Below are 13,926 nucleotides of genomic sequence, written 5' to 3' on the forward strand. Positions count from 1 at the left end.
CATGTATGAATTTGACTGGAGCTCAATTGGGCCAAGCATGCCGTACCTGATTCAGGGGATGGTAGTCACACTCAAAATTACACTAACAGCGGTAGTATTCGGGATTGTCTGGGGTACGGTTCTGGCGGTGATGCGCCTGTCGCCGATAAAGGCGATTAGCTGGTTCGCCAAACTGTATGTGAACCTATTCCGTTCCGTTCCGCTCGTCATGGTTCTGCTGTGGTTCTATCTGGTCGTTCCTAGCTTATTACAAAATGTGCTTGGGCTATCGCCGAAAACCGATATTCGACTGATTTCAGCTATGGTAGCCTTCTCGCTGTTCGAGGCAGCCTATTATTCGGAAATCATTCGTGCGGGTATCCTCAGCGTATCACGCGGTCAATCCTCCGCCGCGTTAGCATTAGGGATGACACACTGGCAATCCATGAAGCTGGTTATTCTGCCACAGGCATTCCGCGCTATGGTGCCACTGTTGCTGACGCAAGGGATTGTTCTGTTTCAGGATACCTCACTGGTTTACGTGCTCAGCCTCGCTGATTTCTTCCGTACCGCCTCAACCATTGGCGAGCGTGACGGAACACAAGTTGAAATGATCCTATTTGCTGGGTTCATTTATTTTCTCTTCAGCATTACTGCCTCAATGCTGGTCAGTTACCTGAAAAAAAGGACGGTTTGATGATTTCCCTGAAAAATATCTCTAAATGGTACGGCCAATTTCAGGTGCTAGCCGACTGCTCCACAGAAGTAAAAAAGGGTGAAGTCGTAGTCGTCTGCGGGCCTTCTGGCTCGGGCAAATCAACCCTGATCAAAACCGTAAACGGCTTGGAACCAATTCAAAAAGGTGACATTACCGTCAATGGCATTATCGTTAACGATAAAAAAACCAATCTGGCCCAGTTACGTTCCAAAGTGGGAATGGTGTTCCAGCACTTTGAACTGTTCCCGCATCTGTCGATTATCGAAAATCTGACGCTAGCGCAGGTAAAAGTACTAAAACGCAAACGCGAGGAAGCAAAAACCAAAGCGCAGAAGCTGTTGGAACGTGTGGGGCTGTCGGCGCACGCTAACAAGTATCCAGGACAGCTTTCCGGCGGTCAGCAGCAGCGTGTCGCAATTGCCCGCGCGTTGTGTATGGATCCTATCGCAATGTTATTTGATGAACCGACATCTGCGCTCGACCCAGAGATGATCAACGAAGTACTGGATGTCATGGTTGAACTGGCGCAAGAAGGCATGACCATGATGGTCGTCACCCATGAAATGGGCTTTGCCCGCAAAGTGGCGCACCGCGTGATCTTTATGGATGAGGGAAAAATCGTTGAGGACACCCGTAAGGATGATTTCTTCAATAACCCGCAGTCCGAACGCGCGAAAGACTTCCTGGCGAAAATCCTGCATTAATATCCCTCAAAGCGTGCCGTAAGGCACGCTTTGGACGGACAAAATGCGTCGAGCGGTGGTAATGGGTAGATCGTAAAGACGCTGTAAATACATCCCTGTACGCTCGGATTGCGCCATCCATGGCGCAAACGCTTTACTCTTCTATCCCATTATCACCGTTCTCGTTCTGCAAATGGGCTTACCAATAACCTAAATATGCCATGACACAGTTTCTATATTAGACAGCCTTACGGCTGAAATGGCTGGCGATGGAACAGATCATGTGAGCATTTCGGGCAGAGTGGCAAGACTTCCGGCGTGTAGAACGCGATGTGGTGATGGCAGTTTTCGCAGACCAGATTACCTAGCCCCACGACTTCACCACTGTGGTACACCCCGTGATGATTCACATCTTTGAAGATTTCACGCCACTCCAACTGCGTTTTATCCGTAATATCCGCCAGCTCCTGCCACAGGCTTTCTTTGATCACCCGCATAAAAACGCTGTCGGTAAATTCATTCTGATTTTCACTGTAGCTGCGGCCAAACTCTTCCAGATCGCGCTGAACAGCTTGAATTATCTGTTCTATTTCTTTCTGCGTCAGTTCCGAGCTTTCCTGCAAGGTTTTACGGGCGCTCAGCACCAGGCTGTCGAGATCGCGTTCACCGTTGTTCAGCCGAGCCGTCACTGAAGCCATTAACTCGCGGTAATAGCGGGCTATTTTATTCATGCTTCCTCCTGAATAAGCGGGTTGAAAGGTGATAAAGAACGACGATTCGCCGTCTGACACATCAGGCCAAAAACCGATACGTTGCCTATCTCTCTCTATTTTAGATTATTTTTTCCACCTGTCTGAGGAATTGTCGCCAATTTGCGCAATCCCTCGCAGTATGTTGCTTACAGATCAGAAATATTCCTCAGTCGGGCGCTGGGTGTTGTTGCCCGCGCCGCTTACGGCTATGCTATGCGGATCTTTTGTTATGAATCAGAAGAGGCTACTCACGTAGCGATTCTTCACTAAACAGGACCCCTGGCAGCCATGCAAGAGCAATACCGCCCAGAAGAGATAGAAGCGGACGTCCAGCTTCACTGGCAAGAGAAGCAGACATTTAAAGTCACCGAACAGCCTGGCAAGGAAAAATACTATTGCCTTTCCATGCTGCCTTACCCTTCTGGCCGACTACATATGGGCCACGTCCGTAACTACACCATCGGCGACGTGATTTCCCGCTATCAGCGCATGCTGGGGAAAAACGTTCTGCAACCGATCGGTTGGGATGCGTTTGGCCTGCCTGCTGAAGGTGCTGCGGTCAAAAACAATACTGCGCCAGCCCCGTGGACATACGCCAACATCGATTACATGAAAAACCAGCTCAAACTGCTGGGCTTTGGCTATGACTGGGATCGTGAAGTCGCGACCTGTAAACCCGACTACTATCGTTGGGAACAGTGGTTCTTCACCAAGCTGTACGAAAAAGGTCTGGTTTATAAAAAAACCTCCGCCGTTAACTGGTGCCCGAACGACCAGACCGTGCTGGCGAACGAACAGGTTATCGACGGCTGCTGCTGGCGCTGCGATACCAAGGTTGAACGTAAAGAGATTCCGCAGTGGTTTATCAAAATCACCGCTTACGCAGACCAATTGCTGAATGATTTGGATACGCTGGAAAGCTGGCCTGAGCAGGTCAAAACCATGCAGCGTAACTGGATCGGCCGTTCCGAAGGTGTGGAAATCACCTTTGACGTGGCAGACAGTGAAGAGAAACTGAGTGTTTACACCACTCGCCCAGATACGTTCATGGGCGTGACCTACGTTGCTGTTGCCGCAGGTCATCCTCTCGCAGCGCAAGCTGCCGCAACAAATCCAGCGCTGGCTGATTTCATTGCAGAATGCCGTAATACCAAAGTCGCTGAAGCTGATATGGCGACGATGGAGAAAAAAGGCATGGCGACCGGCCTGTATGCCATTCACCCACTGAACGGTGAAAAAGTCGCTATCTGGGTTGCCAACTTCGTTCTGATGGAATACGGCACAGGCGCAGTGATGGCCGTTCCGGGCCACGACCAGCGCGACTGGGAATTCGCCACCAAATATGATCTGTCTATCAAACCAGTTATTTTGAATACCGATGGCAGCGAGCCCGATCTGTCCGCTCAGGCGATGACAGAAAAAGGCAGCCTGTTCAACTCCGGTGAATTTGATGGACTGGATTTCGAGGCTGGATTCAATGCCATTGCCGATAAGCTGGTAGAAAAAGGCATTGGTGAGCGTAAAGTTAACTATCGCCTGCGCGACTGGGGTGTCTCCCGTCAGCGCTACTGGGGCGCGCCAATTCCAATGGTGACGCTGGAAGACGGTACCGTTGTCCCAACGCCAGAAGATCAGTTGCCAGTCATTCTGCCGGAAGATGTCGTGATGGATGGTATCACCAGCCCGCTGAAATCTAACCCAGAATGGGCGAAGACGACCGTTAACGGTCAGCCAGCGCTGCGTGAAACCGACACGTTCGACACCTTTATGGAATCATCCTGGTACTACGCGCGCTACACCTGCCCGCAGTACGATCAAGGGATGCTGGATCCGGCTGCTGCCAACTATTGGCTGCCCGTTGATCAATATGTCGGCGGTATCGAACACGCCATCATGCACCTGATGTATTTCCGCTTCTTCCACAAACTGATGCGCGACGCCGGTCTGGTTACGTCCGATGAACCTGCCAAACGTCTGCTGTGTCAGGGCATGGTGCTGGCCGATGCGTTCTACTATCTGGGTAATAACGGCGAGCGCAACTGGGTTTCTCCTACCGACGTTACCGTTGATCGTGATGAGAAAGGACGCATCGTTAAAGCCGTAGATAACGAAGGCCGTGACGTGGTCTACGCAGGCATGAGTAAAATGTCGAAGTCTAAAAACAACGGCATCGACCCGCAGGTCATGGTAGAGAAATACGGTGCAGATACCGTTCGTCTGTTCATGATGTTTGCTTCTCCGGCAGAAATGACGCTGGAATGGCAGGAATCCGGCGTAGAAGGCGCGAACCGCTTCCTGAAACGCGTCTGGAGACAGGCATTCGAGCACACCGCGAAAGGTGCTGTAACAGCACTGGATATCACTACACTGACCGAAGATCAGAAATCACTGCGTCGCGATCTGCACAAAACTATCGCTAAAGTGACCGATGATATCGGCCGTCGCCAGACCTTCAACACCGCGATCGCCGCCATCATGGAGCTGATGAACAAGCTGGCAAAAGCGCCGCAGGAAAGCGATCAGGATCGCGCGCTGATGCAGGAAACGCTGCTGGCCGTCGTTCGTATGCTGTATCCGTTCACGCCGCACGTCTGCTTTACCCTGTGGCAAGCGCTGCAAGGTGAAGGCGACGTTGATACTGCGCCGTGGCCGGTTGCTGATGAGAACGCGATGGTAGAAGACTCCAAGCTTGTCGTCGTTCAGGTTAACGGTAAAGTACGTGGTAAAATTACCGTTGCCGCTGACGCCAGCGAAGAACAGGTTCGCGAACGCGCTGCTCAGGAACCGCTGGTCGCGAAATATCTGGACGGCGTCACAGTTCGTAAAGTGATTTATGTCCCTGGTAAACTGCTTAACCTGGTTGTGGGTTAAGGCAAGGAGGAACTGTGCGACATCGTCTATTCACGTTGGTGCTGGGGCTAGCAGTGTTAATCACCGCTGGCTGTGGTTTTCATCTGCGCGGCACGACACAAGTGCCTGCGCAGTTACAAACGCTGGTGCTCGACAGCAGTGACCCTTATGGCCCGCTAACGCGTTCAGTGCGCGAGCAGCTCCGTCTCAGCGATGTGAAAATCGTTGACGACGCGACGCGTCAGGATATCCCGTCTCTGCGGGTACTGGGCTCAAGCGAAACGCGCGATACCGTCTCTATTTTTCAGGATGGTAAAACAGCGGAATACCAAATGGTGCTGACGTTGCAGGCGCAAGTGCTGATGCCGGGTGAAGATATTTATCCGCTCAGTGTGACGGTGTTCCGCACGTTCTTTGATAACCCGCTGGCTGCACTGGCGAAAGATGCCGAACAGGACATCGTCCGTCAGGAAATGCGTGAGCAGGCTGCCCAGCAGTTAGTACGTAAATTGCTGACCATCAACGGTAGCCAGGAAGTCAAAAATCGGCTGCAGTCCACCGACTCAATCACTTCCGCCAAGCGTTCATGATTCGGCTTTACCCCGAACAACTCACCGCGCAGCTCCATGAGGGGCTGCGCGGTTGTTATTTGGTCTTTGGTACAGACCCGCTCTTGCTGCAGGAAAGTCTCGACAGCATTAAACGGGTCGCTCAACAACACGAATTCAGCGAGCATTTCAGCTTCATCCTAGACCTGCACACCGACTGGGATGCAGTTTTCGGTACCTGTCAGGCGCTCAGCCTGTTTGCTTCGCGCCAATCTCTCCTGCTGATCTTGCCGGAAAACGGCCCGAATGCAGCGATGAGCGAAAATCTGGTCAAGCTCTCTGGATTGTTACACCCCGACATTTTGCTGATTCTGCGCGGTCATAAGTTGACTAAAGCGCAGGAAAACAGCGCCTGGTTCAAAGCGCTGGCACAAGACAGTGTCTATATAAATTGCCTGACGCCAGAACAGGCACAGCTCCCACGCTGGGTTGCTCAACGCGCCAAAGTCATGAAGTTGACGCTGGATGAACAGGCCACGCAGCTCATTTGCTATTGCTATGAAGGCAACCTTCTCGCACTGTCTCAGGCGTTAGAACGGCTCGCGCTGCTTTACCCCGATGGCAAGCTGACCCTGCCACGCGTAGAAAATGCAGTCAACGATGCCGCTCACTTCACACCGTTCCATTGGCTTGATGCGTTACTGGCAGGAAAAGGCAAACGCGCGTGGCACATTTTGCAGCAGCTAAAGCAGGAAGATTGCGAACCCGTCATTTTACTGCGTACGCTGCAGCGTGAATTGCTACAGCTGTTGGCGCTGAAACGGCGCATGTCAGACACACCGCTGCGCACGTTATTCGATCAGCAAAAAGTATGGCAAAACCGGCGTGACCTGCTCACTCAGGCACTACAGCGTCTCTCTCTTCAGCAGCTACAGCAGGCCGTGCGATTGCTGGCGCAGGTGGAGATAACGTTAAAGCAAGACTATGGTCAGTCCGTTTGGTCTGAACTTGAATCACTTGCCATGCTGCTGTGCGGCAAAGCCTTGCCGGAGGCATTCATCTGAATAAGCCCACCGCAGTGCCATCGTTAACAGCATTTTTTGGCGGCACGTTCGATCCCATTCATTACGGACACCTTCAGCCGGTCACCGCGCTGGCAAAGCTAGTGGGATTGACTCAGGTCGTCCTGATGCCCAATAACGTTCCGCCACATCGACAACAACCCGAAGCCAGTTCCCGGCAGCGTTTTCATATGGCTGAACTGGCTGTGGAAGGCAACCCGCTCTTTACCGTGGACGATCGTGAACTGCAACGGCAAACGCCCTCCTACACCATTGATACGCTGGAAGCACTGCGAGCTGAAAAAGGCCATGATGCGCCGTTGGGATTTATCATCGGGCAAGACTCGCTGCTGACGCTACACCACTGGCACCGCTGGCAGGATCTGCTCGGCGTTTGTCATTTGCTCGTGTGCGCTCGCCCCGGCTATCGCTCGACGCTGGAAACGCCAGAATTACAACAGTGGCTTGACGATCATCAGACTCACATGCCTGAGGATCTTCATCAGCAACCGCATGGGCGAATCTTCCTGGCAGACACACCGCTGGTCACTATTTCCGCAACGGATATTCGCCAGCGACGCCAGCAAGGTCTGGATTGCCACGATTTATTACCGCCTGTCGTACTCCGTTACATCAACGAACACAGCCTGTACCAATAGCGCAGGTTTTCCCACCCATCAGCCACGGGCTTTATACCACTCGGCAAAAGCGCGTGATATACTCCGCGGCTGGTTTCAATCACCGGGAAAAACGGAAATTCTCGGCAATTACTCGGTGATTTACATTTTTCCTAAACAATTCAGCGCCACACGCGTTCATCAATTACTGACAGAACGCCATTGAGGGGGAACCTTTGCAAGGTCAAGCACTCCAAGACTTCGTTATTGATAAGGTCGATGACTTAAAAGCTCAGGACATCGTTGTACTCAACGTCCAGGGTAAATCCAGCATCACCGATTACATGGTTATCTGCACGGGCACATCTACACGTCATGTTGCATCTATTGCCGACCACGTCGTGCAATCCTCACGCGCGGCGGGTCTGATTCCACTCGGCGTTGAGGGTGAAAATGCCTCTGACTGGGTTGTTGTCGATTTAGGTGACGTGATGGTTCATGTATTGCAAGAAGAAAGCCGCCAGTTATACGAATTGGAAAAGCTGTGGGGCTAGCATGAAACTGCAACTGGTCGCCGTTGGCACCAAAATGCCCGACTGGGTGCAGACTGGCTTCACCGATTATATGCGGCGCTTCCCGAAAGACATGCCTTTCGAATTGCTCGAAATCCCAGCGGGGAAGCGGGGTAAAAATGCCGATATCAAACGCATTCTGGAGCGCGAAGGCGAACAGATGCTGGCGGCAGTAGGCAAAGGCAACCGTATTGTTACGCTGGATATTCCAGGTACTCGCTGGGAGACGCCGCATTTGGCGCAACAGTTGGAGCGCTGGAAACAGGATGGGCGCGATGTCAGTCTGCTGATTGGCGGACCTGAAGGGCTTTCGCCGGAGTGCAAAGCCGCAGCGGAGCAAAGCTGGTCACTCTCACCATTAACGCTGCCACACCCGTTGGTGCGTGTACTGGTAGCGGAGAGCCTGTATCGTGCATGGAGCATTACGACTAATCACCCTTACCACCGGGAGTAAGGCGATACGATGAAACATGTGAAATAACACTGGATGAAAGTAGAACGTAAACCCTTTCGTGATTATACGGCTGAGTCTGCCCTGTTCGTGCGCCGCGCTTTGGTGGCATTTCTGGGCATTTTGCTGCTTTCCGGTGTATTAGTCGCTAATCTTTATCATCTGCAAATTTTGCGTGTTGATGACTATCGCACGCGTTCCAACGAGAACCGCATTAAGCTGGTTCCTATCGCGCCCAGTCGCGGCATTATCTACGACCGTAACGGTACGCCGCTGGCGTTGAACCGCACCATCTATCAATTAGAGCTGGTGCCCGACAAAGTCGACAACCTTAACGATACGCTGGAAGCGCTGCGCCCGGTCGTCGATCTGACCGATAGCGATCTGGAAAATTTTGAAAAAGAGCGCAAGCGTTCACGCCGCTTTACCTCTATTCCGGTAAAAACCGGACTCGATGAGATTCAAGTTGCCCGTTTTGCCGTCAACCAATACCGCTTCCCCGGCGTTGAGGTTAAGGGCTATCAACGCCGCTATTATCCTTATGGATCTGCACTAACCCACGTCACAGGCTATGTCTCCAAAATCACCGACAAAGAAGTGGAGCGACTGACCAAAGAAGAAAAAATTGCCGATTACGCCGCCACGCGTGACATTGGCAAGCTGGGTATTGAGCGTCATTACGAAGATCTGCTCCACGGCAAACCCGGTTATGAAGAAGTTGAAGTTAACAACCGTGGCCGAGTGATCCGCCAGCTCCACGAACAGCCACCGCAGGCTGGGCGTGATATTTATCTGACGCTGGACCTAAGCCTGCAAATCTACATTGAAAAATTGCTGGAAGGCAGCCGCGCCGCCGTGATCGTGACCGACCCACGCGACGGCGGTATTCTGGCGATGGTTTCCACGCCCAGTTACGACCCCAACCTGTTTGTCGACGGAATTTCCACCAAAAATTATGCAAAATTACAAAACGATCCTAATCGTCCGTTGATCAACCGTGCAACACAGGGGATTTATCCTCCAGCCTCTACCGTTAAACCCTATATCGCGGTTTCCGCCCTGACCGCAGGTGTGATCACCACTAACACCAGCCTGTTCGATCCCGGCTGGTGGCAATTGCCTGGCTCAGAAAAACGCTTCCGTGACTGGAAAAAATGGGGCCATGGTCGCCTTAACCTCACCAAATCATTGGAAGAGTCCGCGGATACCTTCTTCTATCAGGTCGCTTATGACATGGGTATCGATCGCTTGTCTGAATGGATGACCAAATTTGGTTACGGCGAAAGAACCGGTATCGATATTTCGGAAGAAAGCAAAGGCAATATGCCAACGCGAGAGTGGAAATTAGGACGATTCAAAAAACCCTGGTATCAGGGTGATACTATTCCAGTCGGGATTGGTCAAGGCTACTGGACTGCGACGCCTATCCAGATGAATAAAGCCTTGGTTACGCTGATCAATGACGGCCAGGTCAAAACGCCGCATCTGCTTTATAGCTCGCGGGAAAATGGCGCGATCATACCTTTCAAACAGACCGAAAATCAGCAGATTGGCAACATCCACTCAGGTTATTGGGAAGTGGCGAAGGACGGCATGTATGGCGTAGCGAATAGGCCTAACGGAACTGCCCACAAAAGTTTCGATGATGCACCTTATAAAATTGCAGCAAAATCCGGTACGGCACAGGTCTTTGGCCTGAAAGAAAACGAAACCTATAATGCGCACAAGATCGCAGAACATCTGCGAGACCATAAATTAATGGTTGCGTTTGCCCCGTATAAGGACCCTAAAGTAGCGATGTCGATTATTCTGGAAAACGGTGGCGCAGGCCCGACCGTTGGCACCATCACCCGCCAGATCCTCGATCATATCCTGCTGGGTGATAACAATACCGATTTACCTAGTGCGCCACCTGCGCCACCGGGTAGCGAAAGTGAGTAACAGACATTCATGACCGATAGCCAACAAAAGGGATCGTTCTGGGCGAAAATCCACATCGATCTGCCATTTCTTCTCTGCATTCTGGCACTGCTGGGCTATAGCCTATTTGTCTTGTGGAGCGCTAGCGGGCAAGACGTCGGCATGATGGAGCGAAAAGTCATTCAAATTGTGCTGGGATTTACGGTGATGATCGTGATGGCGCAAATCCCCCCGCGCGTATACGAAGGCTGGGCCCCCTATCTCTACGTAGTCTGTGTGATTTTACTGCTAATCGTGGATATTTTTGGACAAATCAGTAAAGGCGCACAGCGCTGGCTGGACTTGGGTTTCATTCGTTTCCAGCCATCGGAAATAGCCAAGATCGCCGTACCTCTGATGGTTGCTCGTTTTATCAACCGTGATATGTGCCCGCCGTCGCTAAAAAATACGGCGATCGCACTGATTCTGATTTTTGTTCCTACGTTGTTGGTTGCCGCACAGCCGGATTTAGGCACCTCAATTCTGGTCGCGTTATCCGGGTTGTTTGTCCTTTTTCTAGGGGGGATGAGCTGGAGCTTAATTGGCATCGCCGTGCTGCTACTCGCCGCGTTTATTCCGCTACTCTGGTTCTTCCTTATGCATGATTATCAGCGCGCCAGAGTCATGATGCTGCTCGATCCAGAAAGCGATCCCCTCGGTGCCGGATACCATATTATTCAGTCGAAAATTGCCATAGGCTCAGGTGGCTTGTCTGGAAAAGGCTGGCTGCATGGCACACAGTCTCAGTTAGAGTTTCTGCCAGAGCGACACACTGACTTTATCTTTGCTGTGCTGGCAGAAGAGCTCGGGTTAATTGGCGTCTTGATTCTGCTCGCGATGTATCTGTTCATGATCATGCGCGGTCTGATGATCGCCGCTAATGCGCAAACCTCGTTTGGCCGGGTTATGGTCGGCGGGCTGATGTTAATTCTGTTCTTCTATGTTTTCGTCAATATCGGGATGGTTAGCGGTATACTTCCTGTCGTTGGCGTGCCGCTACCGCTAATCAGCTACGGCGGGTCGGCGCTGGTCGTCTTAATGGCGGGGTTCGGTATCGTCATGTCGATACATACTCACCGCAAACTGCTATCTAAGAATTTATAACACGAGGTGAGCAATGCGTAAGGATTGGCTTTGGGTCGGCGTAGCAACTCTGGCGCTTGCGGCCTGTACCACAACGGAACAGCGGCAACCAGCGCCGCCAGTCACCCAAGTTTACAGCGGACCGACGGAAGAGATCGGTGGTGCAGAACCTCGTTATGAACCCTACAATCAGGGTACTCTGCAAGACTACAGCATCAAAGGCAAGACCTATAAAATTGTCAAAGATCCGCAAAACTTTAGCGAAGCGGGTTTAGCAACATGGTACGGCGAAGAAGCCAGCGGTAACCGCACGTCAATCGGCGAAGTTTTTGACCCTAATGCAATAACTGCTGCCCACCCGACGCTGCCCCTACCGAGCTATGTGCGCGTGACTAACCTAAGCAACGGTCGCCGTCTGGTTGTTCGAGTCAACGACCGCGGGCCTTACACGCCGGGCAGAATCATCGACCTGTCGAAAGCGGCAGGCGATCGACTCAACATTTCTAACAACACCAAAGTAAAAGTGGATTTCATCAGCGTCGCGCCTGACGGCACGCTCTCCGGTCCAGGAACCGTAGGCACCACCGTTGCCAAGCAAAGCTTCTCCCTGCCGGAACGCCCGAGCTTTGGTGCCAGCGGACTGGGTACGCCCATGATGGAAACGACGTCCCCCACCGCCAACAGCGCCGTTCGCCCGATCAGCAATAGCAGCCTGAGCACACCAACAGAAAATGCTCAGCCGCAGAGCAGCGCACCATCGCACGGCGGCGGTTTTTTAGGGGCGCCTTCTGCACTGCGTGCTGGCGTGGTTGAGTCAAACGTGACGCCAACCGCAACACCATCCACTGCGCCAATGAACATCGCGCCAGCTGCCGCTGCGGTTACCGCTCCTGCAGCAACAACGTCCTCTGCTACTACAGGTCGCTATGTGGTACAGGTCGGTGCCTTGAGCGATCAGCAGCGAGCGCAAACCTGGCAGCGCAGCCTAAGTGAACGCTTCCGTGTGGTGGGTAAAGTCACGGCAAGTGGTGGGCTGTACCGTATCCAACTGGGGCCATTCCAGAATCGTCAGCAAGCCGCTGAACTTCAACAACGTTTGTCAGTCGAAGCTCAGCAGCAGTCGTTTATTACCGCCGCACCCGGCACTCTCTAGTAACGGATAATCGGCAGGCTCACGAAGCAAAAGCGGCGGCTATGGCATTGAACATACCGCCCTTTTGCAAAATCACGTAACGTAATGCCTGATGCCTGCCCTTTCCCCATCTGCTATAGTGTGGCTCGTTTTTAACTCATACCCACGGATGTTGTTGTTCCAATCATGAATACTGTAAACACGTCTCGTTTTACTAAGCGTACTGCGCTTGGCGCACTGCTCGTCATTAGTGCCTCTTCCTTTGCCTATGCCGAAGATATCAATCTTAAAACGATGATCCCCGGCGTCCCGCAAATCGATGCTGAATCCTACATCCTGATTGATTACAACTCTGGGAAAGTGTTGGCGGAAATGAATGCCGACACGCGCCGCGATCCGGCCAGCTTAACGAAGATGATGACCAGCTACGTCATTGGTCAATCGATTAAATCAGGAAAAATCAGCCCGAACGACATCGTTACCGTCGGTAAAGATGCCTGGGCAACGGGTAACCCAACCTTCCAGGGTTCTTCCCTGATGTTCCTGAAGCCAGGCGACCGTGTGCCTGTTTCCCAATTAAATCGCGGCATTATCCTGCAATCCGGTAACGATGCCTGCGTCGCGATGGCCGACTACGTTGCGGGTAGCCAAGATGCTTTCGTTAACCTGATGAACGGTTACGTTAAAGCGCTGGGATTGCAAAACACCAACTTTGAAACCGTGCACGGTCTGGATGCACCCGGCCAGTTCAGTTCAGCGCGTGATATGGCCTTGATCGGTCAGGCGTTAATCCGAGATGTTCCAGAAGAGTACGCGACCTACAAAGAGAAAGAGTTCACGTTCAACAATATTCGCCAGCCTAACCGTAACGGCTTGCTGTGGGATTCCAGCCTGAATGTTGACGGCATCAAAACAGGCCATACGTCATCAGCTGGCTTTAATCTGGTCGCTTCGGCAACAGAAGGTCAGATGCGCCTGATTTCGGCGGTACTGGGCGGACGTAATGCTAAAGGACGCGAATCAGAAAGCAAAAAACTGCTGACCTGGGGCTTCCGCTTCTTTGAAACCGTCGCACCGTTGAAAGCAGGTAAAGAATTCGCTTCTGAGCCAGTTTGGTTTGGCGACAACGATCGCGTTGCGTTGGGCGTGGAGAAAGATGCCTACCTGACCATTCCGCGCGGCCGTATGAAAGATCTGAAAGCCAGCTATGTTCTGGACAACACAGAACTGCATGCACCGTTAGCCAAAAATCAGGTTGTGGGTTCCATCAACTTCCAACTGGATGGCAAGACCATCGATCAGCGCCCGCTGGTGGTGATGAACGAAGTGAAAGAAGGCGGAATCTTTGGCCGCATGATCGATTACATCAAACTGATGTTCCATCACTGGTTCGGCTAATCCCCCTTGTCTGGGGCCTAAACGTCCCCATATAAGTCGTATCCTTAACTCCCGCAGAATGCGGGAGTTATATTTTCTAGTATGATGTACATATGTCAGTGCTAATACCGACGGTATTACCCT

At 52.1% G+C, this 13,926-nt stretch carries 13 protein-coding genes; 12 read left to right on the forward strand and 1 reads right to left on the reverse strand.

The annotated features are described in order from the left end of the window. The first annotated feature begins 1 nt into the window (after position 1). Together gltK and DUT67_RS15675 are read left to right on the forward strand one after the other, a co-directional pair. Positions 2-676 carry a glutamate/aspartate ABC transporter permease GltK gene (gene gltK / locus DUT67_RS15670; protein ID WP_048259274.1) on the forward strand — a complete coding sequence of 225 codons (675 nt, stop codon included), beginning with the start codon at positions 2-4 and terminating at the stop codon, positions 674-676. Continuing rightward, positions 676-1,401 carry an amino acid ABC transporter ATP-binding protein gene (locus DUT67_RS15675; protein ID WP_048259273.1) on the forward strand — a complete coding sequence of 242 codons (726 nt, stop codon included), beginning with the start codon at positions 676-678 and terminating at the stop codon, positions 1,399-1,401. Before gltK ends, DUT67_RS15675 begins: the two co-directional genes overlap by 1 nt. 227 nt (positions 1,402-1,628) lie before the next feature. Here the strand turns inward: DUT67_RS15675 and DUT67_RS15680 are convergent, their stop codons facing one another. Next, complete coding sequence (locus tag DUT67_RS15680; protein WP_113627313.1) at positions 1,629-2,111, reverse strand: zinc ribbon-containing protein; 483 nt, start codon at positions 2,109-2,111, stop codon at positions 1,629-1,631. Between the two features lie 309 nt (positions 2,112-2,420). Between DUT67_RS15680 and leuS the strand changes: the two genes are divergently transcribed. The 10 genes from leuS to dacA all read left to right on the forward strand — a co-directional run bounded on the left by leuS (position 2,421) and on the right by dacA (position 13,803). Next, positions 2,421-5,003, forward strand: a complete 2,583-nt coding sequence (gene leuS, locus DUT67_RS15685) for a leucine--tRNA ligase (RefSeq protein WP_113632302.1) — start codon at positions 2,421-2,423, stop codon at positions 5,001-5,003. Between the two features lie 14 nt (positions 5,004-5,017). Beyond that, positions 5,018-5,572 carry an LPS assembly lipoprotein LptE gene (gene lptE / locus DUT67_RS15690; protein ID WP_048259270.1) on the forward strand — a complete coding sequence of 185 codons (555 nt, stop codon included), beginning with the start codon at positions 5,018-5,020 and terminating at the stop codon, positions 5,570-5,572. Next, a complete protein-coding gene (holA, locus tag DUT67_RS15695) occupies positions 5,569-6,594 on the forward strand; it encodes a DNA polymerase III subunit delta (protein ID WP_048259269.1) in 1,026 nt (341 codons plus the stop codon). The genes lptE and holA overlap by 4 nt, the downstream gene beginning before the upstream one ends. Beyond that, entirely contained in the window at positions 6,591-7,250 is a 660-nt protein-coding gene (gene nadD / locus DUT67_RS15700; protein ID WP_189315262.1) for a nicotinate-nucleotide adenylyltransferase, read from the forward strand. Before holA ends, nadD begins: the two co-directional genes overlap by 4 nt. A 194-nt stretch (positions 7,251-7,444) precedes the next feature. Beyond that, positions 7,445-7,762, forward strand: a complete 318-nt coding sequence (rsfS, locus tag DUT67_RS15705; protein ID WP_005976293.1) for a ribosome silencing factor — start codon at positions 7,445-7,447, stop codon at positions 7,760-7,762. Between the two features lies 1 nt (position 7,763). Further along, a complete protein-coding gene (gene rlmH, locus DUT67_RS15710) occupies positions 7,764-8,234 on the forward strand; it encodes a 23S rRNA (pseudouridine(1915)-N(3))-methyltransferase RlmH (RefSeq protein ID WP_048259267.1) in 471 nt (156 codons plus the stop codon). A gap of 33 nt (positions 8,235-8,267) precedes the next feature. After that, positions 8,268-10,172, forward strand: coding sequence for a peptidoglycan DD-transpeptidase MrdA (mrdA, locus tag DUT67_RS15715; RefSeq protein ID WP_048259266.1), 1,905 nt, complete (start codon positions 8,268-8,270; stop codon positions 10,170-10,172). Between the two features lie 9 nt (positions 10,173-10,181). Beyond that, entirely contained in the window at positions 10,182-11,294 is a 1,113-nt protein-coding gene (mrdB, locus tag DUT67_RS15720; RefSeq protein ID WP_048259265.1) for a peptidoglycan glycosyltransferase MrdB, read from the forward strand. Positions 11,295-11,307: 13 nt separating this feature from the next. Further along, complete coding sequence (rlpA, locus tag DUT67_RS15725; RefSeq protein WP_113632301.1) at positions 11,308-12,426, forward strand: endolytic peptidoglycan transglycosylase RlpA; 1,119 nt, start codon at positions 11,308-11,310, stop codon at positions 12,424-12,426. A gap of 165 nt (positions 12,427-12,591) precedes the next feature. After that, positions 12,592-13,803, forward strand: coding sequence for a D-alanyl-D-alanine carboxypeptidase DacA (dacA, locus tag DUT67_RS15730; protein WP_113627308.1), 1,212 nt, complete (start codon positions 12,592-12,594; stop codon positions 13,801-13,803). Positions 13,804-13,926: the final 123 nt, after the last annotated feature.

This window comes from Pectobacterium peruviense, assembly GCF_003312355.2.
Taxonomy (GTDB): Bacteria; Pseudomonadota; Gammaproteobacteria; order Enterobacterales; family Enterobacteriaceae; genus Pectobacterium; species Pectobacterium peruviense.

Coding starts and splice junctions, on each gene's coding strand:
- gltK (WP_048259274.1), top strand. CDS start 2: ATGTATGAATTTGACTGGAGCTCAATTGGGCCAAGCATGCCGTACCTG.
- DUT67_RS15675 (WP_048259273.1), top strand. CDS start 676: ATGATTTCCCTGAAAAATATCTCTAAATGGTACGGCCAATTTCAGGTG.
- DUT67_RS15680 (WP_113627313.1), bottom strand. CDS start 2,111: ATGAATAAAATAGCCCGCTATTACCGCGAGTTAATGGCTTCAGTGACG.
- leuS (WP_113632302.1), top strand. CDS start 2,421: ATGCAAGAGCAATACCGCCCAGAAGAGATAGAAGCGGACGTCCAGCTT.
- holA (WP_048259269.1), top strand. CDS start 5,569: ATGATTCGGCTTTACCCCGAACAACTCACCGCGCAGCTCCATGAGGGG.
- rlmH (WP_048259267.1), top strand. CDS start 7,764: ATGAAACTGCAACTGGTCGCCGTTGGCACCAAAATGCCCGACTGGGTG.
- mrdA (WP_048259266.1), top strand. CDS start 8,268: ATGAAAGTAGAACGTAAACCCTTTCGTGATTATACGGCTGAGTCTGCC.
- mrdB (WP_048259265.1), top strand. CDS start 10,182: ATGACCGATAGCCAACAAAAGGGATCGTTCTGGGCGAAAATCCACATC.
- rlpA (WP_113632301.1), top strand. CDS start 11,308: ATGCGTAAGGATTGGCTTTGGGTCGGCGTAGCAACTCTGGCGCTTGCG.
- dacA (WP_113627308.1), top strand. CDS start 12,592: ATGAATACTGTAAACACGTCTCGTTTTACTAAGCGTACTGCGCTTGGC.